21 protein-coding genes are annotated in these 22,184 nt (G+C 63.5%); 16 read left to right on the forward strand and 5 right to left on the reverse strand.

Going from position 1 to position 22,184, the window contains the following annotated elements; all coding sequences use genetic code 11:
- Positions 1-217: 217 nt before the first annotated feature.
- Positions 218-979 carry a DeoR/GlpR family DNA-binding transcription regulator gene (locus ACFWYE_RS13910; protein WP_379064497.1) on the reverse strand — a complete coding sequence of 254 codons (762 nt, stop codon included), beginning with the start codon at positions 977-979 and terminating at the stop codon, positions 218-220.
- A 206-nt stretch (positions 980-1,185) separates the two neighbouring features.
- Here ACFWYE_RS13910 and ACFWYE_RS13915 point away from each other — a divergent pair, with 206 nt between their 5' ends.
- The 4 genes from ACFWYE_RS13915 to ACFWYE_RS13930 all read left to right on the forward strand — a co-directional run bounded on the left by ACFWYE_RS13915 (position 1,186) and on the right by ACFWYE_RS13930 (position 7,394).
- A complete protein-coding gene (locus ACFWYE_RS13915; RefSeq protein ID WP_379112082.1) occupies positions 1,186-2,073 on the forward strand; it encodes a phosphotransferase in 888 nt (295 codons plus the stop codon).
- Positions 2,070-4,523: an FAD-dependent oxidoreductase gene (locus ACFWYE_RS13920; RefSeq protein WP_379112084.1), complete on the forward strand. Its 2,454-nt coding sequence runs from the start codon at positions 2,070-2,072 to the stop codon at positions 4,521-4,523. Before ACFWYE_RS13915 ends, ACFWYE_RS13920 begins: the two co-directional genes overlap by 4 nt.
- 216 nt (positions 4,524-4,739) lie before the next feature.
- On the forward strand, positions 4,740-6,683 hold the full coding sequence (locus tag ACFWYE_RS13925) for a GTP-binding protein (protein ID WP_379112085.1): 1,944 nt from the start codon (positions 4,740-4,742) through the stop codon (positions 6,681-6,683).
- An 81-nt stretch (positions 6,684-6,764) separates the two neighbouring features.
- Entirely contained in the window at positions 6,765-7,394 is a 630-nt protein-coding gene (locus ACFWYE_RS13930; protein WP_379064489.1) for a CDGSH iron-sulfur domain-containing protein, read from the forward strand.
- 94 nt (positions 7,395-7,488) lie between these two features.
- On the opposite strand, the gene ACFWYE_RS13935 is transcribed toward ACFWYE_RS13930, so the two are convergent.
- Both ACFWYE_RS13935 and ACFWYE_RS13940 read right to left on the reverse strand, forming a co-directional pair.
- Positions 7,489-8,403, reverse strand: a complete 915-nt coding sequence (locus tag ACFWYE_RS13935; RefSeq protein WP_379112087.1) for a DMT family transporter — start codon at positions 8,401-8,403, stop codon at positions 7,489-7,491.
- Positions 8,404-8,521: 118 nt separating this feature from the next.
- Positions 8,522-9,157, reverse strand: a complete 636-nt coding sequence (locus tag ACFWYE_RS13940; RefSeq protein ID WP_379112089.1) for a methyltransferase family protein — start codon at positions 9,155-9,157, stop codon at positions 8,522-8,524.
- A 209-nt stretch (positions 9,158-9,366) separates the two neighbouring features.
- Between ACFWYE_RS13940 and ACFWYE_RS13945 the strand changes: the two genes are divergently transcribed.
- Genes ACFWYE_RS13945 through ACFWYE_RS13955 form a run of 3 tightly spaced genes read left to right on the forward strand, consistent with a single transcriptional unit; the run spans position 9,367 to position 11,766 of the window.
- Positions 9,367-10,059 carry a response regulator gene (locus tag ACFWYE_RS13945; protein ID WP_379112517.1) on the forward strand — a complete coding sequence of 231 codons (693 nt, stop codon included), beginning with the start codon at positions 9,367-9,369 and terminating at the stop codon, positions 10,057-10,059.
- Positions 10,056-11,243, forward strand: coding sequence for an ATP-binding protein (locus ACFWYE_RS13950; RefSeq protein ID WP_379112091.1), 1,188 nt, complete (start codon positions 10,056-10,058; stop codon positions 11,241-11,243). The genes ACFWYE_RS13945 and ACFWYE_RS13950 overlap by 4 nt, the downstream gene beginning before the upstream one ends.
- 10 nt (positions 11,244-11,253) lie before the next feature.
- The gene (locus tag ACFWYE_RS13955) at positions 11,254-11,766 is read left to right on the forward strand and encodes a hypothetical protein (protein ID WP_379112093.1); all 513 of its coding nucleotides are present in this window, start codon (positions 11,254-11,256) and stop codon (positions 11,764-11,766) included.
- On the opposite strand, the gene ACFWYE_RS13960 is transcribed toward ACFWYE_RS13955, so the two are convergent.
- Positions 11,767-12,030 (reverse strand): hypothetical protein, encoded by a 264-nt coding sequence (locus ACFWYE_RS13960; RefSeq protein WP_379064479.1) that lies wholly within the window; start codon positions 12,028-12,030, stop codon positions 11,767-11,769. It lies immediately after the preceding gene.
- Between the two features lie 233 nt (positions 12,031-12,263).
- Here ACFWYE_RS13960 and ACFWYE_RS13965 point away from each other — a divergent pair, with 233 nt between their 5' ends.
- The 8 genes from ACFWYE_RS13965 (at position 12,264) to ACFWYE_RS14000 (ending at position 19,358) form a co-directional block, all read left to right on the forward strand.
- A complete protein-coding gene (locus tag ACFWYE_RS13965) occupies positions 12,264-12,878 on the forward strand; it encodes a helix-turn-helix domain-containing protein (RefSeq protein WP_379112519.1) in 615 nt (204 codons plus the stop codon).
- A 178-nt stretch (positions 12,879-13,056) separates the two neighbouring features.
- Complete coding sequence (locus ACFWYE_RS13970; RefSeq protein WP_379112095.1) at positions 13,057-14,118, forward strand: extracellular solute-binding protein; 1,062 nt, start codon at positions 13,057-13,059, stop codon at positions 14,116-14,118.
- Between the two features lie 4 nt (positions 14,119-14,122).
- Entirely contained in the window at positions 14,123-14,986 is an 864-nt protein-coding gene (locus ACFWYE_RS13975) for an ABC transporter permease (protein WP_379112097.1), read from the forward strand.
- Complete coding sequence (locus tag ACFWYE_RS13980; RefSeq protein ID WP_379112099.1) at positions 14,986-15,783, forward strand: ABC transporter permease; 798 nt, start codon at positions 14,986-14,988, stop codon at positions 15,781-15,783. The genes ACFWYE_RS13975 and ACFWYE_RS13980 overlap by 1 nt, the downstream gene beginning before the upstream one ends.
- Positions 15,780-16,895 (forward strand): ABC transporter ATP-binding protein, encoded by a 1,116-nt coding sequence (locus ACFWYE_RS13985; protein ID WP_379112101.1) that lies wholly within the window; start codon positions 15,780-15,782, stop codon positions 16,893-16,895. Before ACFWYE_RS13980 ends, ACFWYE_RS13985 begins: the two co-directional genes overlap by 4 nt.
- Before the next feature lie 21 nt (positions 16,896-16,916).
- Complete coding sequence (locus tag ACFWYE_RS13990; protein WP_379112103.1) at positions 16,917-18,302, forward strand: NAD(P)/FAD-dependent oxidoreductase; 1,386 nt, start codon at positions 16,917-16,919, stop codon at positions 18,300-18,302.
- 26 nt (positions 18,303-18,328) lie between these two features.
- On the forward strand, positions 18,329-18,679 hold the full coding sequence (locus ACFWYE_RS13995; protein WP_379112521.1) for a cupin domain-containing protein: 351 nt from the start codon (positions 18,329-18,331) through the stop codon (positions 18,677-18,679).
- A 196-nt stretch (positions 18,680-18,875) separates the two neighbouring features.
- Positions 18,876-19,358, forward strand: coding sequence for a hypothetical protein (locus ACFWYE_RS14000; protein WP_379064467.1), 483 nt, complete (start codon positions 18,876-18,878; stop codon positions 19,356-19,358).
- Between the two features lie 180 nt (positions 19,359-19,538).
- Here ACFWYE_RS14000 and ilvD read toward each other — a convergent pair whose 3' ends face one another.
- Positions 19,539-21,374 carry a dihydroxy-acid dehydratase gene (gene ilvD, locus ACFWYE_RS14005; RefSeq protein ID WP_379064465.1) on the reverse strand — a complete coding sequence of 612 codons (1,836 nt, stop codon included), beginning with the start codon at positions 21,372-21,374 and terminating at the stop codon, positions 19,539-19,541.
- 286 nt (positions 21,375-21,660) lie between these two features.
- On the opposite strand from ilvD, the gene ACFWYE_RS14010 reads away from it, so the two are divergent.
- Positions 21,661-22,137, forward strand: a complete 477-nt coding sequence (locus ACFWYE_RS14010; protein ID WP_379064463.1) for a VOC family protein — start codon at positions 21,661-21,663, stop codon at positions 22,135-22,137.
- Positions 22,138-22,184: the final 47 nt, after the last annotated feature.

Here is a 22,184-nt window from a genome sequence, read left to right on the forward strand (position 1 = left end):
CACCCCCCTCAAAGCCGCGTCAGCGCGCGCGCATAGAGCGCGAAAATCAGGAAGGATCCTATGCCAAGGGCAAGGTAGGCGAGGTCGAGCACGATGCTTCTCCGCAGTTCAAGAAGTGCGGAAAATGCTCCCGATGCCGGTCAAATATCGATTGGGAATAGCTGTAGCGGGTATCAAGAAAAGATAAGGATCGCGTCAGGCGACGGGTTGTCCCGTTTCAGCCTGCCACGTGCAGGCGCGCGCCGGCCGTTTCCAGGGCCGTAACAATGTCTGCCGGTGGCATGCTGTCGGTGGCGAGTTCGGAGAAGCCGGAAAAGCCGCATACCCGCACGAGTCCCTGGCGGCCGAACTTGCTGTGGTCGGTGATGACGACGGAGCGCTGGCCACGCGACAGCACGGTTGCCGCGAATTCCGCCTCTTCCAGGTCGAAATCCATGACGCCGCCGGTCGCATCGATGGCACCTGCCGAAATGATGGCGTGGTCGACGCTGAAGCGGCCGACGAAATCGATCGCCGAGACGCCGAAGGCCGCACCGGAATCGCTGCGCAACTCGCCGCCGGCCATATAGACCCGGTTGCCGTTGGCGGTGGCCAGCGTGCGGGCGATATCGGAGGAGTTGGTCACCACGGTGAGCCGGTGATGGCCGAGCAGTTCCCGGGCCAGGAAGCTTGTGGTGGTGCCGCAGTCCAGCATGATCGACTCGCCGTCGCGGATCGTTGCCGCCACCATGCGCGCGATCGTGCGCTTGGCATCGGCATTGTCGCGCATGCGCCGCTCGAACGGCGCTTCACCGATGATGCCGGGCAGGCTGATGGCGCCGTGCATCTTCAGCACCGAACCATCCTCGGTCAGCGGTTTCACATCGCGCCGCACGGTCTCGAGCGAGACATCCAGCCGCTGGGCGAGATCGGCGATGGTGACCGTGCCTTCCTCTTTCAGGAGGCGCAGGATCTCACCGTGCCGCTTGGAATGGTTCACCGAAGTCTGGCCTCGCCGCTGGCATCAAGATGACTGATTTGTAGGCGTTCACCGAAATGAAAACAACATAATCGGGCAGATAAACATAAAAAACCACAGAATCGCGTTGACAATCCCGCCTCTGCGTCTGACCTTGGGGCAAGGAGAAGCGGTGGACCACGGTGAAAAGCCCTCTGCAGAAGGGCCGCCGGTCGATGGGAGGAGACGTGACGAGCGAGGATCGCATTCGCGGCCTGCCTTGCTGGAAGGGAAGCGTCGATGTCGCGCCCCTGTCCGGCGGTCTGAGCAACGAGAATTTCCTGGTGACGGACGTGGCGGGCAAGCATGTTGTCCGGCTTGGGCGTGACTATCCATTTCACCATGTGCTGCGCGAGCGCGAGCTGATGACGGCGCAGGCCGCCTCGGCGGCCGGGTTCGGGCCCTCGGTCGAATATGCCGAGCCCGGCGTCATGGTCACCCAGTTTCTCGGCGCGAAGACCTATGCGGCGGAGGATGTGCGCGCCAATGCCGAGCGCATCGCGACGCTGATGCGCGAATTTCACAAGCGGATGCCGGAACATGTTTCCGGCCCGGGTTTCATGTTCTGGGTGTTCCACGTCATCCGCGACTATGCACGCACGCTGAGCGCCGGGAAAAGCCGCATGATGCCGGTGCTGCCGCTCTACCTCGCGCTGGCGGATCGGCTGGAAAGCGTGCAGGCGCCGCTGCCGATCGTGTTCGGCCACAACGATCTGCTGCCAGCCAATTTTCTCGACGATGGCGACAAGCTCTGGCTGATCGATTTCGAATATGCCGGCTTCGGCACGGCCATGTTCGACCTCGCCGGCATCGCCTCCAACTCCGGCATGCCGGACGCGGAGGCAGAGCCGTTGCTCGGCGCCTATCTCGGCCACATGCCGGATGAGGCGATGCGCCGTTCCTTCGCCGCCATGCAATGCGCGTCGCTGCTGCGCGAGGCGATGTGGAGCATGGTCTCCGAACTGCATCTCGACGCGCCGGGCGTCGACTATGTCGCCTACACCACCGAGAACCTCGCCCGCCTCGACGCGGCGCTCGAAAGCTACAGCTCCAGATACGGAAAAATCCTGTCATGACCTTGCCCAATCACGCCGAGATCGTCGTCATCGGCGGCGGCATCATCGGTTGTTCCACGGCCTATCATCTGGCACGCGACCACAAGGCGGACGTGATCCTGCTCGAACAGGGCGCCATCACATCCGGCTCGACCTGGCATGCGGCCGGCCTCGTCGGACAGTTGCGCTCATCGGCCTCGATCACCCGCGTGCTCAAATATTCGGTCGAACTCTACAAGGGGCTGGAGGCTGAAACCGGGCTGGCCACCGGCTGGAAGATGACCGGTTGCCTGCGCCTCGCCACCAACCAGGACCGTTGGACCGAGTTCAAGAGGCTGGCGACGACGGCGCGCAGCTTCGGCATGGACATGCACCTGCTGTCGCCGGCAGAGGTGAAGGCGATGTGGCCGCTGATGGAGACTTCTGATCTCGTCGGTGCCAGCTGGCTGCCGACCGATGGCCAGGCCAGCCCTTCCGACATCACCCAGTCGCTCGCCAAGGGAGCGCGCATGCATGGCGCCAGGCTGTTCGAAAAGGTCCGTGTGACCGGCTTCGACATGAAGGACGGCCGCATCGTCGCGGTGAAGACCGACCAGGGCGACATCGCCTGCGAGAAGGTGGTCAATTGCGCCGGCCAGTGGGCGAGACAGGTCGGGGCCATGGCCGGCATCAGCGTGCCGCTGCAACCGGTCAAGCACCAGTACATCATCACCGAGAAGATCCCGGGCCTCGCCACCGACGCGCCCACCATCCGCGATCCGGATCGCCGCACCTATTTCAAGGAAGAGGTCGGCGGTCTCGTCATGGGCGGCTATGAGCCGGACCCGCAGGCCTGGCAAACCGGCCTGCCCGGCGGCGATGTTCCGAACGAATGGGAGTTCCGCCTGTTCGATGACGACTACGATCATTTCGAACAGCATATGACGCAGGCCATCGCGCGCGTGCCGGCGCTCGAGACCGTCGGCGTCAAGCAGATGATCAACGGCCCCGAGAGCTTCACGCCGGATGGCAACTTCATCCTCGGCGTGGCGCCCGAATGTTCGAACATGTTCGTCGGCGCCGGCTTCAACGCCTTCGGCATCGCCTCGGGCGGCGGCGCCGGCTGGGTGCTGGCGAAATGGGTGGTCGACGGCGAGGCGCCGCTCGACCTATGGGTCGTCGACATCCGCCGTTTCTCCGATCTGCATCGCGACCGGCAATGGGTGTGCGACCGCACGCTCGAAGCCTATGGCAAGCACTACACGATCGCCTTCCCGCATGAGGAGTATGACAGTGGCCGGCCGCGCATCGTCTCGCCGCTCTACCAGCGCCTGCACAAGTACAATGCCGTCTTCGGTTCCAAGCTTGGCTGGGAGCGGCCGAACTGGTTCGCCGCGGCAGGAACCGAGGCGAAGGACATCTATTCGATGGGCCGGCAGAACTGGTTCGGGCCGGTCGGCGACGAGCATCGCCATGTCCGCGACAAGGTCGGCGTCTTCGACCAGTCGTCCTTCGCCAAATACGAGCTGAGCGGCAGGGATGCCGGCAAGGCGCTCGACTGGATCTGCGCCAACGATGTCGCCAAGCCGGCCGGACGGCTCACCTATACGCAGCTGCTCAACACGCGCGGCGGCATCGAGGCCGATCTCACCGTTGCGCGGCTGGCCGACGACAAATTCTACATCGTCACCGGCACCGGTTTTCGCACGCATGACCTTGCCTGGATACGCGACCACATCGGCTCTGGCCTGGATGTCGACGTCGCCGACGTGACCGAGGCCTTCGGCACGCTTTCGCTGATGGGACCGCAGGCGCGCGCGGTGCTGGAGAAGGTGACAAGGGCCGATGTCTCCAATGCCGCTTTCCCATTCGGCCATGTGCGCGAGATCGCCATCGCAGGGCACACGGTGCGGGCACTGCGCGTCACCTATGTCGGCGAACTCGGCTGGGAACTGCATGTTCCGATCGCCGCCACCGGCGAGGTGTTCGACGCCCTGATGCAGGCCGGCAGGGAGCAGGACATCCGGCCGGTCGGGTATCGTGCGCTGGAATCGCTGCGCCTCGAAAAGGGCTATCGCGCCTGGGGTTCCGATATCACCCCGAACGATACGCCGTTCGAGGCCGGTCTCGGCTGGGCGGTGAAGCTGAAGAAGGAAACCGATTTCGTCGGTCGCGCGGCGCTGCAAAAACTGGATGGGCAGCCTCTGGTCAAGCGTTTTGCCGGCTTCACGGTCGATGATCCGGAAATCGTTTTGCTCGGCCGCGAAACGATCCTGCGCAATGGCGAACCGGTCGGTTACCTGACCTCGGGCGGCTACGGCTACACCCTGGCGAGGAACATCGGCTACGGCTATGTGCGTCATGCCGCCGGGGTCAGCGATGCTTTCCTGGATGAGGGCGGCTACGAACTGGTGGTGGCAACGCAAAAGGTGCCAGCAAAACTTCACCTCGAACCACTCTACGATCCTTCCGGACAGAAGGTGAAAACTTAGACCTATCCCAGGGCCGGAATTCGAAGCGTTACCGATACGCCACAGAAGGCGATGTTAAGGCCGGCGTAGCAAGCGCTCGGCGGTGCGACGGGGTTGCCCCGCCGTCCATCGCGTGCTCTGTGATCGTTCCCAAGTCACGTTCGGTAAGGAGCCGACCAATGCGAGTCATGTCCATCGAGAAAGGAGCTTTGATCCATCTTGGGGACATGAACCTCTATGCGGACTTTGAATTTGGGAATTCTGGCGCATGTCGACGCAGGTAAGACGAGCCTCACCGAACGGCTGCTCCATGCGGCCGGCGTCATCGACAAGATCGGCAGTGTCGACGACGGCAACACACAGACCGATACCCTGGCCCTGGAGCGGCAACGCGGCATCACCATCAAATCGGCGGTGATGTCGTTCACCATCGACGGCGTGGCGATCAACCTGATCGATACGCCAGGCCATCCTGACTTCATCGCGGAAGTAGAGCGCGTGCTCAGCGTGCTCGACGGGGCGGTGCTGGTGATTTCGGCCGTGGAAGGTGTGCAGGCGCAGACGCGCATACTGATGCGGACGTTGCGGCGGCTCGGTATTCCAACACTGATCTTCGTCAACAAGATCGATCGCACCGGTGCCGATTGCGAACATGTCCTTGAGGCGATCGCCAAAAGATTGACGCCGGCTGCTATTGCGATGGGCAAGGTGCAAAGGGCCGGGTCGCCGGATGCGCTGCCGCTGCCCTTCGACATCGCGGAACCTGCGTTCGGCACGCTGCTGACGGAGATGCTGGCCGAACATGACGACACGCTGCTCGCCGCCTATGTCGGTGGCAGGGCGCTATCCGCAGGCACGCTGCAAAAGACGCTCGCGAGGCAGACAGGCAAGACGCTGGTGCATCCGGTGTTCTTTGGCTCGGCTGTCACCGGTGCCGGCATCGCACCGTTGCTTTCGGGCATCCGCGACCTTTTGCCGGCAACCGAAGGTGCCGCCGACGGTCCCGTTTCGGGCATGGTCTTCAAGATCGAACGCGGCGGATCCGGGGAAAAGATCGCTTATGTCCGCCTGTTCTCCGGCACCTTGCGGCCGCGCGAGCGTGTCGGTTTCGGTCGGGGGCGCGAAGCGAAGATCTCGGCGCTCAAGGTTTTCGACGGCGGCGGCGCGGTCGAGAAACCTTCTCTCAGGGCGGGGCAGATCGGCAAGCTGTGGGGCCTCGCCGAGGCCCAGATCGGCGATGCGATCGGCCTTCGCGGCGGTCGCGTGGAACATCATTTCGCGCCGCCGACGCTGGAGACGGTGATCCAGCCTCGGCTTCCGGCCAATCGAGGAGCCCTGCATGCCGCACTTGCATTGCTCGCCGAACAGGACCCGTTGATAAACCTCAGGCAGGATGACAGCCGGCAGGAGACCTATGTCTCGCTATATGGCGAGGTGCAGAAGGAGGTCATCCAGCAGACGCTGGCCGACGAGTATGGGCTCGACGTTTTGTTCCGCGAGACCACCCCGATCTGCATCGAGCGACCTGTCGGCAGCGGCGGTGCGCGCGATGAGGCACCCGACCCGTTCGTGGCAACAGTCGCCCTGCGGGTCGAGCCAGGGCCCATTGGCAGCGGCATCGCCTTTTGCCTCGAAATGGAGTTCGGAACCCTTCCGCTTTCCTACCACAAGGCCGTGGAGGACGCCGTCCATGAGACGTTGCGGCAGGGTCTCCACGGCTGGCAGGTGACGGACTGCGTCGTGACGATGACGGAGGCGACGCGCGTGCGCCACTGGGGGCCGATGACGACGGCTGCCGAGCATCGCAAACTCACCCCGCTGGTCGTGATGGCTGCTCTCAGGCAGGCCGGCACGGTGGTGTGCGAGCCGATCCACCGCTTCCAGCTCGAAGCACCGATGGACACGCTGCCGTCGCTGCTGCCGGTCCTGGCGAGGCTGGATGCATTGCCCCAGAACCCGACGATGGAGGGCGCATCCTATACGTTGACCGGCATCATTCCGGCGGCGCGCGTCCACGCTTTGCAGCAGATGGTGCCCGGCCTTACGCATGGCGAGGGCGTCCTGGAAACGGCGTTCGATCACCATCGCCCGATCCGCGCCGCGATCCCGGAGCGACCACGCACCGACGACAATCCGCTCAATCGAAAGGATTATCTCCTGCGGCTGTCGCGACGGGGATGACGCGCACCCTCCTTTCGGCCAGTTGCGGTGGGCCACTTCCGTACGGCATGATCGGGGAACATCAAGCTGAGGAGCTACCCAATGGCGCGGAAATTCGTCGAGAGCGAAAACATCGACGTCGGTTTCGACGGCAAGCTCTGTATCCACTCGCGCAACTGCGTGTTGGGTCATCCCGAAGTCTTCGTGCCCAATGCGCCGGGCCAATGGATCCATCCCGAAGCCGGTGCCGTCGAGGCGATCGTCGGGGTCGCGCATTCCTGTCCATCCGGCGCGATCACCTATCGCCGCAAGGATGGCGGACGGGAAGAAGCGGCACCGGTGGTCAACCTAGTCAGGGTGCGCGAGAACGGGCCGCTCGCCTTCAATGCCGAGATGGACATCAATGGCGAGGTGATGCTGCGGGCGACGCTCTGCCGTTGCGGCGCATCCGAGAACAAGCCGTTCTGCGACGGCAGTCACACCAAGGCCGGGTTCGCGGCCACCGGGGAACCGGAGACCAGGGAGTCCATCGCGCTGGAGGCACGCAATGGCGTGGTCAAGGTCACTCCAACACCCAACGGCTCGCTCAAGGTCGAAGGCAATCTCGAAATCGTCTCCGGCACCGGCCGTACGGTCGACCGCGTGACCAAGGTGTTCCTGTGCCGCTGCGGCCATTCGAAGAACAAGCCGTTCTGCGACGGCAGCCACAAGGCGGCCGGCTTCGTCGGCTGACCGCCCCGAGCGTTTCCGCCATGCGCGGAAACGCGGGACTCCGGCGTTCGTCCTTACAAAAATTCCGGGCGCAAAACTGCCAAGCTTTGCTAGCCTAGTTGACGCCCTTCGGCACGTTCTCCGGCGGTACGGTGTCGACCACCTTCTGCCGGTGGAAGATGAACAGTCCTGCCAGCACGACGATGGCGGCACCCACGAGCACGCGCGGGCCAGGCACGTCGCCGAAGAACACCATGCCGAACACGATGGCCCACAAAAGCAGGCTGTAGTGCAGCGGCGCCAGCGTCGAGGCCGGCGCCAGCTTCAGCGCCCGCGTGATCATCAGATGAGCGGCGCAGGAAACGACGCCGAGCAGCAGCATCGGGCCGATGTCGACGAGGCCGGGCGTCTGCCAGTCGGGGATCGCGAAGATGAGACCGGCCACCAGGGCAGCGATGGTCTGCCAGGTCACCAGCGTCGTATCGGGCGTTCCTCGCAATTGCCGGCTGTAGACGATCGACAGGGCGAAGGCGACCGAGCCGATGAAGGCGAAGATGGCGGATGTCGAAAAAGCGGAAGCGGACGGATTGAGAATGACGAGCACGCCGCAGAAGCCGACCAGGATGGCGGCCCAGCGGCGCCAGCGGATACGTTCGCCGAGCATGAAATGCGAAAGCGCCGCGACATAGATCGGTCCTGCCATGTAGAAGCTCATCACGTCGGCGAGCGGCATGTGGACGACGGCCGCATAGAACAGGCCGGTATCGACCGTTGCGATGACGGCGCGCAGGACCTGCGTTCCAGGTCTCTCGACCTGGAAAAGCTTTGTCACACCCTGCCGGGCAATCATCGGCCCGAGGATGATGAAAGCGCCGATCGAGCGGACGGCGACCACCAGCCCGACCGAAAAATTGGCGACCAGCCATTTGCCCATCGCGTCGTTGAGCGCGAACATGAAGTCGCCGGCCAACATCAGCAGGATGCCGGCCACGACGAGGTTCTTGGGTGCGAGTGCCCGCAGCGGCGCCATGGCTCGAGTATCCTTCACGCCGATCGTTCAGCCGACGGCTGACTAACCGTTGGCCGGAAGTTTGGCGAGAGGGAAGCAAAACTTTTGGTTGCGCCAGAGCGTCGCGCGGCGGTCCAGCTCAATACAGGCTGAAAAACACCGGCAGATAGCCTTCGTCCTGCAGGTATTCGACCAGGAACATGGCGGGCACGGCGGCCAGGAAGACGAGGCTGTCAATCAGGGTGCCGTAGAGCCGCTTCGGCGTGATCTCGATCATCTCGCGATCCGTGAACAGCCGGCAGTCGACGCAGAACGCCGGGACGCGCCTGCAGTAGTCCACATAAGCCTGCCCGAAATGCGTTCTGAGCAGCTGCTCTTCACGGGTCACGGTCCGCAGCAGGATCGCATGCACCACGATGGCGCATAGCAGCGCGGGTGCGACACTGCCCGTCTGTGCGCCCACCCCCGCTGCCCCGATGATCGAGAACAGATAGAGCGGGTTTCGGCACATCGAATAGGGGCCGTCGTCGACCAGCACCACCGACTTCTTTCCGCCGATGTAGAGCGTGCACCAGAGCCGTCCCAGGATCGCCGTGCCGATGAGGCCGATACCGGCGATCCTGATTGTCAGCTGCAGATCGACGCCGCCCGGCGGATAGAGTTTCCAGGCGGACTGGAACAGCAGCGCAAAGGCGATGAGGAACAAAGTGACGATCCACAAGGCTGCAATGCGTGGACGCTGAATGTGTCCGAAGGTCTTTGGTGGCGTTTGCATGATGGTCCCGACGAAGTGACGCCGGCGCGCCATTGGGTTCCGCCCAGACCGTGACGACGCGTCGACGGCCGGACCTTGGTCGCGTTTCATCAAGGTTTGGCGGAGAGCCCGCCAAGGCTCGCCAAGGAACCTGGCAACCGCTGGTGTTTGCGATTGCCTGCCGCTTCGTGTTGCGGAATATGGCCGTGCCAACCAACGAAGGACTGCGCATGGACAAGGGGTTGATCCTTATCGTCGAGGACGAACCGCGCATTGCCGAGATTCTCGAGGCCTATCTGGCGCGCGAGGGTTTTCGCACGGTCACCGCGGTGAATGGGGATATCGCACTGTCCCACCATGCCATGCTGTCGCCCGATCTCGTGCTTCTCGATGTGCACATACCCCGGCTGGACGGCTTCGAGGTTCTGGCGCGCATCCGCCAGGACGCGAACACACCGGTCATCATGGTGACGGCGCTGGCCGAGGACATCGACCGCCTTTCGGGTTTGCGGCTGGGTGCCGACGACTATGTGATCAAGCCGTTCAATCCGCAGGAGGTGGTGGCGCGCGTCAATGCGGTGCTGCGCCGGTCGCGCGCCTCCGGCGCCTCGCGGACGCTGCGATTTGCTCCCGTCGAGGTCGATCTCGACGCCCATGCCGCTTTTGTCGAGGCGGAGACCGGGCGCCAGTCGCTGGCGCTGACGCTCAGTGAGTTCCGCATCGTCGCCTACATGATCCGCAGGCCGACCCATGCCTTCGGGCGCGCCGACATCCTCGATGCCTGCCTGCCGGAGAACGATGCGCTCGCCAAGACCGTCGACACGCATGTCGCCAACCTGCGCCGCAAGTTCGAAAATGCCGGGGTTCCCGGTCTCTTCCAGGCGGTGCGTGGCATCGGCTACCGGTTCGCGGCGCCGAAATGAAGCTGCGCCGTCTTTCCCTCTCAACAGTCACCGCGGTGACGATCGGGGCGATGCTCGTGCTCAGCATGATCATCGCCTACACCACCTTCTTCGCGATCATGAAGCGACTGACGGAGATCGAGCTGCGGACGCTGCCCGCCGACGTGGCCCAGGCCTATCGGGACATCCAGGACGGGGTGATGCCATCCGTCGAGAGCTTCCGGAAACTGATGCTGGTCGTTCCGGAATTCGAGAAAACCGTGGACGCGCAGATGAACCTGGCCTTCTTGGGGCATATCCTGCTGGCGGCATTCATCTGCGGTTCGATCGGCTATTGGCTCGCCCGGCGTATCGCGCGCCCGCTGGAGCGGCTGGTGTCGGCGGCGGAAACGCTGCGCGAAGGCGACTTCGCGGTTGGCCTCGGCAATTTTCGCGGCGGTACTTCGGAGGTGCACCGCCTCGGCAAGACCATCGATGCGCTGGCGACCGATCTTGGCCATATGGAAAAGCGCCTGCGTTTCAACACAATGGCTGTCGCGCACGAACTGCGCACTCCCCTCACCATATTGCAAGGCAATCTCCAGGGCATGATCGATGGTGTTTTTCCCGTCTGCCAGCAGGGACTGGAAGACCTGCTCATGCAGGTGCAGGGACTGTCGCGGCTGGTCGAAGACCTGCGCATGCTCTCGCTTGCGGCAGGCCACAAGCTGATTGCCGAAAGATCGGCTACGGATCTTTCAGCCGAAGCCAAGACCGTTCTCGCCGCCGCTCGCCCAATGCTTGAAGAGGCCGGCATGCGGCTCGAAAAAGACCTCCGCGCGGCGCCGGCCAATGTCGATCCGGAGCGTTTGCGCCAGGCGATGCTGGCGCTTGTGCACAATGCCTGTCGGTACGCGTCGACAGGTGGCGTGCTGCGGTGCGAGACCGGTCTCGACAGGGATGGCAACGCGTTTGTCCGCTTCCTGGACCGTGGTCCGGGGCTGCTCGAGGAGATCCGCGCGATTTCATTCGACCTCTTCTGGCGCGGCGACACCTCGCGGTCACGCGCCACCGGTGGAACCGGGCTGGGGCTTTCCATCGTCGAGGCGATCGCCAAGGCCCATGGCGGCAGGCTGGAGGCGGGCAACAGGCAGGACGGTGGCGCCGCCATTGCGATCATTGTGCCGCCACGGCCGCCGGGCGACGCATGCTCATTTCCTCAATAAGGCAGCAACGATGAAGTCAACGGCTCCGTCCATCTTTCTGGCCGCCACCCTGGTCATTTCAACGGGCGGTTTCCAGGTGCTCGCGGATGGCCTCCGCCTGGAGAAGCTTGATCACGCCGTCACGCAAAGGGCTGTCCGTCGTTCCGACAATGGAAAGATAGTCGGCATGGCGGCCACGTTCGGGAATTCGTTCCTGCATTATCGGGCTTTTCGCGGCCGCCTGCGTCTCCACTACGTCGACGATTTCGATCTGAGCAGGATACCGCCGAAGGAAACGAGGTTCTATCGGGATGCCATGGGCGGAGCGCCAGTCTACAGAGTGGAGAATGCGGATGAATTTCTTGCGCAGAATCGTGGGCGCACGTTCCTGCCGCCAGGAAACAAGCCGACCTTTGTTACTTTGAAGACCGGGGACTATGTCGACGGTGGGCAGGTGACCTGGATATGCATCCTGTCGGCGCCCAGCCTCGACCGGTTCTACAGCGACAGAATGGGGCACGAGCGCTGTGACGCCTTCCGCTGACTACTGTTTCACCACGATGGGCCGATAGATCACAATCGGGGGGCGGGCGTTGAAGCGGGCGAACTCCGCGTCGCGGGCGCGCATCTCGGCCGAGCGATCGAGATCGATCCGCTGCAGGCATTCGGCGAAGGCATCCGTCTTCCTCTTGAAGCCGTAGGCGCTGCATTTCGCTTCATCCGCGGCGCGCCGTTGTTCGGGCGTCATCGTCTGGCAACCGGCCAGCAGGGTCGCGACAAGCACCGCCGCCAGGACTTTGAGCGACATCGCCTTCTCTCCGATTCAAAAAGATGAGGCGCATTGTAGACTATCCTCGACAGCGAAGGAAATGCCGGCGGCGGATGACGTTCATCCGGCCTGCTTTCCTGTCATGACCGTGGCCAGAAATCCGATCTCGCATCGCGATCAACCATCTTGATCGCTGTGCAGTCTCACTGTACAGTCTGTTCAGTGGAGTTTATGGCATGACGATTGTCGCATCTTCCCTGGAGCAGGCCTCCATGGAGAACCCGCCTGAACGAGCCGGACCCGAGACGGCAAAACTCGGCCAGCGCCTCAAGGATTTGAGGCAGCGGCGACGGTTTTCGCTCCGCCAGCTCGCGGACAGGACCGGCACCAGCGCGAGCTTCATCAGCCAGCTCGAACGGGGACTGACCGGCGCCAGCACGGCCTCGCTCAACCAGATGGCGGCGGCGCTCGGCGTCACCGTGGCTGCGCTTTTCGAAGAGCCGGCGACGCCTTCGACCGAGGGCGTGCTGCGACGCAGCCAGCGGCCCGCCATTCCGACCAGCCATGGCTGCCGCAAGACCCTTCTGTCGCGTCGGCCTGCCACCGAGATGGAGGTCTATGTCGGTGAATTCGAGATCGGCGGTTCCACGGGCCCCGACCTCTACACGCATGGCGACGCCCACGAGATGCTGGTCGTGACGCGTGGCGTTGTCGAGGTCAGCCTCGGCGAAAGCCGCCACGTGCTCGAAGAGGGCGACAGCATCGAATACGCCACCTCCACTCCCCATCGCACCGAGAACATCGGCAATGGCCGGGCCGAGGTGATGTGGATCATCGCACCACCGACATCCGGCGGCGAGGAGCTAGACCAATACGTCAGCTGGTAACCGCTCGCGGCCAGCGACGCTTCACACAACGTGAGCCAATGGGAGAATGACGATGACCATCTTATGCTCCAGACTGGAGCAATTCCAGGAAAAGTGTGCAGCGGTTTTCCGTCCGGAATTGCGTAAAAACAAAAAGGTAGAGCGTTTCCGCGTTTCCGTGAAAAACGGAAACGCTCTAGTGACGATCAGTGCCCTCGCGGCACTGGGTGTTGCCGCGGCGACAGGCGTCTTTGCGCAGGAGAAACCGGTAGCCGGCGCGATTGCCGAGGGTTCGCTCAAGGGCAAGACCCTGACGTTCGCTTCCTTCGGCGGCATCTTTCAGGACGGACAGATCGCGGCCCTCAAGGAATTCGTCGACAAGTCCGGCGTCAAGCTGCTGAGCGATGGCCCGACCGAGATCGCCAAGGTGCAGGCACAGGTCGAGTCGAAGAACGTGACCTGGGATGTCGTCGATACCGCCGACTTCCCGCCTTACGTGCATTGCGGAACGCTGTTCCAGAAACTCGACTTCAGCAAGATCGATACGTCGAAGATCCCGCAGGGCCAGGTCAGCGAATGCTCCGTGCCGGCCATGAACTACGGTGTCGTGCTGATGTACAACACCGAGAAGTACAAGGATAACCCGCCCAAGAACTGGGTCGATTTCTTCGACACCGAGAAGTTCCCGGGCGTGCGTGGCATCGACGGTTCCGGCGACTTCACCGGCGGTCTGCTCGAACAGGCTTTCCGGGCCACCGGCGGTGATCCGAAGGCGATGACAAAGAACGACATCGCCACCGCGATCAAGAAAGTCCACGACCTTGGCGGCGACACGATCTATTGGAAGACCGGTGCCGAGTCGCAGCAGCTCGCCGAATCCGGCGAAGCCGACATGCTGATGATGTGGACCGGGCGCGCGATGACCGCGGTGAAGAACGGCGCCAAATACACGCCCGCCTGGCAGGACTGGCTCGTCGTCATGGACCAACTGACGATCCCTGTTGGCGCCAAGGACCCGGACGCGGCCCATGCGCTGATCAACGCCTATCTCGGCAAGAGCGCGCAGGAGACGCTGACCAAGGAAACATCCTACACGCCGATCAACAGCGAGGCGAAGCCCGTTGTCGACGACGCGGTCGCGGCCTTCCTGACCAACACGCCGGAGCGGCAGGGCCAGGGCTACCAGCAGAACATCAAGTTCTGGGTCGAAAACTTCAAGGATGCCTCCGAGCAGTGGTCCGCCATGATGGCTGGCGGCTGACCCGATGGGCGCGAGCGTCACTCCATCCGAAAGGGCCGCTCCTCCCCGGCGGTCCTGGGGCGCGCTCGCGCTGGCCTTGCCGGCGCTGGTCCTGCTCGTCGCCGTCATCGGCTACCCGTTGGCGACGATCGTTCTGCGAAGCTTCGCCGAACCGCAATGGGGCCTGCAGAACTACAGCTGGTTCTTCAGCACGCCGGTCAATCTCGTCGTGCTGCAGCGTACCTTTGTCATCTCGGCCTGGGTCACGGTCGTCTGCGTGATCTGTGCCTATCCTTTCGCTTATGCCATGACCGCCGTCGGACCCAAGGTTCGCCTGCTGCTCACGCTCTGCGTGCTCATCCCGTTCTGGGTAAGCGGCGTGGTGCGCACGCTTTCCTGGGTCATCCTGCTGCAGGATTCCGGCGTCATCAACTCGATCCTGCGCTCGGTCGGCCTTGATGGCGTCAGGCTGATCCGAACCCAGGTCGGCGTTGTCATCGGCATGGCGCAGGTGCTGCTGCCCTTCATGGTGTTGCCGCTCTACTCGGTCATGAAGGGCATAGACCTGCGCCTCGTGCAGGCGGCGCGCAGCCTCGGCGCCGGTCCGGTTCGGGCCTTCTTCACCGTCTACCTGCCGTTGTCGCTGCCCGGCGTCTATGCCGGCGCGATCATCGTCTTCATCCTGGCGCTGGGCTTCTACATCACTCCCGCTCTGCTCGGCGGGCCGCGCTCTACCATGCTGTCGACGCTGGTCCAGAACCAGGTGCTGAGCCTGCTGCAATGGGGTCGCGGCGGTGCGATGGGCGTGGTGCTTCTTGTCGCGACCTTTATCCTGCTGGCGCTTGCGGGCCCGCTGATGCGCCAGAAACACAAGCAGGGCACGCGCTGATGGCCATGCATCCACTCACCCGCGCGCTGCTGGGCCTTGCCTGCATCCTCATCGGCCTCTGGCTGGTCGCGCCGACGCTGGTTGTCGTGCCGATGTCCTTCAACGAGAACAAGTCGCTGGCTTTCCCGCCGCAGGGCTTCTCCTGGCAGTGGTACCAGAATTTCGTGACCAATCCGGAATGGTCGACGAGTTTCCTGAATTCGCTGAAGGTGGCCACGGTCGTCGCCGTCCTTGCCACCGCCCTCGGCACGCTCGCCGCCTTCGGGCTCGACCGCATGCGGGCGCAGTCGGCGGGGCTGCTGCGCATGCTGCTGCTGACGCCGATGGTGGTGCCGGGCGTCGTGCTGGCGATCGGCATCTATGCGGTCTACCTCGATGCGCGTCTTGTCGGCACCATGACCGGCTTCGTGCTTGCCCATACGATCCTGGCGCTGCCATTCGTGCTGATCGCCGTGCAGGCCAGCCTCGAAGTCTTCGACAAGCGCCTGGAGACCGCTGCTGCCAGCCTTGGCGCCGGCCGCATCGCGACCTTCCGCACGGTGACACTGCCGCTGATCGCGCCCGGCATCCTGTCCGGCCTGCTCTTTGCCTTCGTGACGTCGTTCGACGAGGTCATCGTCTCGCTGTTCATCACCAGCCCCTACATGAAGACATTGCCGGTGCAGATATTCACTTCGATCACACGCGATGCGGATCCGACGGTGGCTGCCGTCGGCACGATCCTGCTTTGCACCACCACCATCCTGATCGGCGGCGGCCTGCTGCTGCTGGGACGCGACAGAAGGAGCGGCCTGTGAGCGAGACCGGTAAACAGCGCGGCGCAGCCATCGACCTGAGCGCGGTCAGCAAGGCCTATGGCAGCTTCCGGGCGCTTGATGACATTTCGCTGCATATCGAGCCCGGCGAATTCATGACGCTGCTTGGCCCCTCCGGTTCCGGCAAGACGACGACGCTCAACGTGGTGGCGGGCTTTACCGAGGTCAGCGCCGGCAGCCTGCAGGTGGGTGGGCGCAGCGTGGTCGGTGTGCCGGCGCACAAGCGCAACATCGGTGTCGTCTTTCAGCACTACGCGCTCTTCCCGCATATGACGGTCGGCCGCAACGTCGCCTATCCGCTCAGCCTGCGCGGTGTCGCCAAGGCCGAGCGCGAGGCCCGCGTGAAGCGGGCGCTCGACATGGTGCGCATGGCGGACTTCGCCCATCGTTATCCCAGCGAGCTCTCCGGCGGCCAGCAGCAGCGCGTCGCGCTCGCACGTGCCATCGTCTTCGACCCGCCGCTGCTGCTCATGGACGAGCCGCTCGGTGCCCTCGACAAGAAGCTGCGCGAATGGCTGCAGCTGGAGATCAAGCGCATCCACCGCGAGCTCGGCACCACCTTCGTCTATGTCACGCACGACCAGGAAGAGGCGCTTGTGCTGTCCGACCGCATCGCCGTCTTCAACCGCGGCAAGATCGAACAGGTGGGCACCGGGCGCGACCTGTATGATGCGCCCGCGACACTCTTCGTCGGCCGCTTCATCGGTGATTCCACCGTGCTGCGTGGCCAATCGCGCGGCGACAGGTCGAGCACCGCGCTCGACATCGCCGGCGAGACCGTGACGGCACCACAAAAACACGCGGGCGACAACCAGCCCGTGATGCTCCTGCGCCCGGAAAAGCTTGCAATCCGCCGGCCCGGCCTCGATCGCCGCGACGGCGACAACCGGCTTTCCGGCACGGTATCGGAAGCGATCTATCTCGGCTCCGGCTCGAAATACGAGGTCTCGCTGCGCGACGGTTCGACGGCCATCGTGCGATCGCCGCTGACGGATGAAAGCTTCGCGATCGGTGAGGCGGTCGAGCTGTGCTTCCGCGGCGAAGACGCCAAGCTGCTTGCCGACGACAGCACGGCCGACACCACTCTCACCTGACGAAACGGAAACACCATCATCATGCATGCTGAGCGCAATGGCGACGTCTCGTTCTGGTATGCCGACATCGGCGGCCTGCCCGCACCGCGGCCGCCGATGCCAGGCGATCTTGCCGTCGACGTCGCCATCGTCGGTGCCGGCTATACCGGATTGTGGACGGCCTACTATCTCAAACAGGCCAGGCCCGATCTCTCCATCGCCATCCTCGAACGCGAGTTTGCCGGGTTCGGTGCCTCCGGGCGCAATGGCGGCTGGCTTTCCGGCGGTTTCGGCTGGTCGCGGGAGAAATATCTGAAGACATCGACACGCGAGGGCGTGGTCGCCATGCAGGAGGCGATGGCCGGCACCGTCAATGAGGTCATCCGCGTGGCTGAGAAGGAGGGTATCGACGCCGACATCCGCTGCGCCGGCAATCTCAGCGTCGCGACCAATGTCCCGCAGCTCGACCGGGCCAGGTCCGAGTTCGACGAGGCACGGAGCTGGAGTGTCGACCCCTCCCGGCTGGAGTGGCTGGACGCTGCGCAGGTGAAAGCCCGCATCGACATCAACAACGCGCTTGGCGGTTATGTCATCAACGGGCAGGCGCGCGTGCAGCCGGCAAAACTGGTGCGCGGCCTGGCACAGGCCGTCGAACGGCTGGGTGTCGCGATCTACGAAAAGACCACCGTCACGGACATCGAACTGGGCATCGTTTCGACCGATCGCGGGACGGTGAAGGCCGGGACCATCATCCGCGCGACCGAAGGGTTCAGCGCCGGCCTGCCCGGGCAGGAACGCACCTGGCTGGCGCTCAACAGCGCGCAGATCGTCACCGAGCCGGTGCCGGACGAACTCTGGAAGAAGATCGGCTGGGCCGGCTACGAACTGCTCGGCGATACCGCCCACGCCTATTGTTATGCGCAGCGTACCCGTGAAGGCCGCATCACCATGGGCGGGCGCGGCGTGCCGTACCGCTATGGTTCAGCGACGGATGTGAACGGGCAGACCCAGCAAGCGACCATCGACAAGCTGCATGCCATCCTGAAGCGCCTGCTGCCGCAGGTCGCGCATCTGCGCATCGACCATGCCTGGTGCGGCGTCCTCGGCGTGCCGCGCGACTGGTGCACCACGGTCGGCCTCGATCCGAAGACGCGAATCGGCTGGGCCGGCGGCTATGTCGGACTGGGCGTGTCGAGCTCGAACCTGTCCGGCCGCACGCTGACCGACCTCATTCTCGGCCAGGATACCGATCTGGTGCGGCTGCCCTGGGTGAATCGCCAGGTGCGCAAGTGGGAACCCGAACCACTTAGATGGCTCGGCGTTCATTCCATGTACCAGCTCTATCGCATCGCCGACGAGCGCGAGGCGAAGGGCCTGCAGCATTCCTCCCGTCTGGCGGCGATCGCCGACCGGATCACGGGACACTGATTTTCCATGAAAAACAGAGAATGACGATGATCGATCTGGAGACGTTCAAGAGCCTCGCCGGTGTCGAACTGGGTGCGCCGGCGCCCAAGCCGACCTCCATAGAGGGCAACCAGATGGAAGCCGCGACCTCGCTGTGGAGCTCGCCGGACGGCAAGCTGGACGTCGGTGTCTGGGAATGCACGCCGGGCCGCTTCACCGCCGATCGCTCCGACACGACGGAGATCTGCCACATCGTCTCGGGCAAGGCCGAGATGCGGGACCATCAGGGGCAGTCGCGTATCCTTGGTCCGGGCGACCTGCTGGTGCTGCCGAAAGGCTGGAAGGGCGAGTGGCGGATCATCGAGACAACCCGCAAGCTGTATCTGATCCAGGCGTAGAGGGGTGGCAAGGGAAACTCAGCAGGATTGTAGGCTAGGGAAAGACGAAGCCTTCTGGATTGAATCTGTTGGTGTGGTTCGAGGGGTTGGTCAATTTCACGACAGAGGTAGTCGCCGGTGGAAGTGGCAAAGCTCGGCCTTGAACGCTTGACAGTCTTTAGAGAAACGCGTCGCTTGAGGATCCGCCGAGGTAGCCATGACACTGAAAGAGCTATTACCCTTCTTCGGGCATTCCGAACTGAATACCAATCTCGCTCAACTTTTGAAGTCCGCGGGAGCAGACGTTCATTCCTTGTCCACCAGGACACTCCGGGTCGAAGGCTCGGATGCCATTGAACTCAAGTCTCTGGGACTGGAACTGGCATTCTGGGAACGGGAAAGCTACGAGCAGAAAATTACCTCTCCCAAGGATGCGGGCAAGGCGATCCTGGTCGGGGTGTTTGCATATGGCCCGGTCAGCAAAGGCTTCAAGCCGTATCTGGGGCCGATTCCGTTCAGCGACGGGCCCATCACCAGAAGGGAAGACGCACTGCGCGAGTTCGGTACGCCACAGAAGACGGAAGTAGACGAAGATATCGTCGAATGGGACCAGTGGGCCAAAGACGGGCTGCAGGTGCGCGCCACCTACCACGACGATGGTTCGTTGTGGAATCTCTCGTTCTCGACGCCGTTCAAGTGACGACTTGCTCGCCGATCCTCGGCACGAATTAGCCGATCTTCAACATCTCGGCAGCTTCGTGCCAGCCCTTTCGACCCAAAGGGCCTCGTCTTCTGCTGACGTACAATCCTGCGAGTATTCCTTCACCAACCGATAGAGCGTTTCCGTTTTCCACGGAAACGCTGACGCTTTTGGTGACGCTTATTCCGGCACGTGGCGGACTGCACCCTTGTCGGCGCTGAGCGCGAAGGCGGCATAGGCGCGCAGGGCCGGCGTCACATTGCGCTTGCGCTTCTCGGCCGGCTGCCAGCCCTTGGCGTCCTGCTCCTTGCGGCGTGCCGCCAGCTCCTCGTCGCTGACCAGGAGATTGATGGTGCGGCCGGGAATGTCGATGGCGATCTGGTCGCCCTCGCGCACCAGGCCGATGGCGCCGCCGGTCGCCGCTTCCGGCGAGGCATGGCCGATCGACAGGCCGGACGTGCCACCGGAGAAGCGGCCGTCGGTCAGCAAGGCACAGGCCTTGCCGAGTCCCTTCGACTTCAGGTAGCTGGTCGGATAGAGCATCTCCTGCATGCCGGGGCCGCCCTTCGGACCTTCATAGCGGATCACCACCACGTCGCCGGCCACGACCTCGTTGCCGAGGATGGCTTTCACCGCGGCGTCCTGGCTCTCATAGACCTTGGCCGGGCCGGTGAACTTCAGGATCGACTCGTCGACACCGGCGGTCTTCACCACGCAGCCGTCGAGTGCGATGTTGCCCTTCAGTACGGCAAGACCGCCATCCTTCGAGAAGGCGTGTTCAGCGGAGCGGATGACACCCTTTTCGCGATCGAGGTCGAGCTCGTCCCAGCGGCGGTCCTGGCTGAAGGCGACCTGGGTCGGCACGCCGCCGGGCGCTGCCATGTAGAATTTGCGCACGTTCTCGGCGGTGGTGCGGGAGATGTCCCAGCGCTCCAGCGCGTCGCCCATTGTCGCCGAGTGCACAGTGGGCAGGTCGCGATTGATCAGCCCGGCTTTGTCGAGCTGGCCAAGGATGGCCATGATGCCGCCGGCGCGGTGCACGTCTTCCATGTGCACGTCGGACTTGGCGGGTGCGACCTTGCTCAGCACCGGCACCTTGCGCGAAAGCCGGTCGATGTCGTCCATGGTGAAATCGATGCCGCCTTCCAGGGCGGCAGCAAGGATGTGCAGCACGGTGTTGGTCGAGCCGCCCATGGCGACGTCCAGTGTCATCGCATTCTCGAAAGCCCGCTTCGAGGCGATGTTGCGCGGCAAAACGCTTTCGTCTTCCTGCTCGTAGTAGCGCTGGGCCAGGTCGACGACGAGATGGCCTGCCTCCACGAAGAGCCGCTTGCGATCGGCGTGCGTTGCGAGCGTCGAGCCGTTACCCGGCAGGGAAAGGCCAAGCGCCTCGGTCAGGCAGTTCATCGAATTGGCGGTGAACATGCCCGAGCACGAGCCGCAGGTCGGGCAAGCCGAGCGCTCGATAACGTTGACTTCCTCGTCGGAAACCCTGTCGTCGGCAGCGGCCACCATGGCGTCGACCAGGTCGACGGCGGTCACCTTGTCTTTCCAGACGACCTTGCCGGCTTCCATCGGGCCGCCGGAGACGAAGACGGCCGGGATGTTGAGCCGCATCGCCGCCATCAGCATGCCGGGCGTGATCTTGTCGCAGTTGGAAATGCAGACCATGGCGTCGGCGCAGTGCGCATTGACCATGTACTCGACGCTGTCGGCGATGAGTTCGCGGCTCGGCAGCGAATAGAGCATGCCGTCATGGCCCATGGCGATGCCGTCGTCGACGGCGATCGTGTTGAACTCCTTGGCGACGCCGCCGGCCGTCTCGATCTCGCGCGCCACCAACTGGCCGAGGTCCTTGAGATGCACGTGCCCCGGCACGAACTGGGTGAAGGAGTTCACCACCGCGATAATCGGCTTGCCGAAATCCGAGTCCTTCATGCCGGTGGCGCGCCACAGGCCGCGGGCGCCGGCCATGTTGCGGCCATGAGTGGTGGTTCGGGAGCGGTAGGCTGGCATGGGTACTGTCCTTGATGCCTGTAAGGCACGTTCCTGTGCGATGAATGTAGATAGGAAGCTGGCGTTATATACGCCATGAGCCAGTCTGGCCACGGTTTTGCGACAAAACCGGCTTCACGGACGCGCGACGTGCCGCGCGGTCGTCTCCCGAGAAAAATTCAGGGCGCCTGTCGGATCACGGCAATCGAGCCCGTCCTTGATGTGACGGCAGCCTGTCTTACGACCTTCAGGTCGCGTTCCAGAGCCGCCGCAAAACATTCGAAACGGGACCTCCCAGGAGAAGAAGATGCAGAAGATCACCGCTTGCCTCTGGTTCGAGAACAACGACGCCGAGGATGCGATCAAGTTCTATTCGTCTATTTTCAAGAATTCGAGGATCGTCAGCGAAACGCGCTGGGGCAAGGGCGGCCATGGTCCGGAAGGCAGTCTGCTTGTCGCCGACTTCGAACTGGACGGCATGCGCTTCCAGGCGCTGAACGGCGGTCCGCATGCAAGCTTCAACGATGCCATCTCGCTGAGCATCGACTGCAAGAACCAGGAAGAGGTCGACCATTTCTGGAACGGGCTGACCGCCGATGGCGGCAAGGAGGTGCAGTGCGGCTGGCTGAAGGACAGGTTCGGCATTTCCTGGCAGGTGGTGCCCGACATTCTGCCCAGGCTGCTCAAGGACAAGGACGGAGCGAAGGCCGACCGCGTCATGCAGGCGATGATGAAGATGGTGAAGATCGACATCGCGGCGCTGGAAGCGGCCGCCAACGGCTGATTTCCAGCGTCTCAAGCAAACAGGGCGCCGGATTGCTCCAGCGCCCT

The sequence above is a fragment of the Mesorhizobium sp. NPDC059025 genome (assembly GCF_042739655.1).
GTDB lineage: Bacteria > Pseudomonadota > Alphaproteobacteria > Rhizobiales > Rhizobiaceae > Mesorhizobium.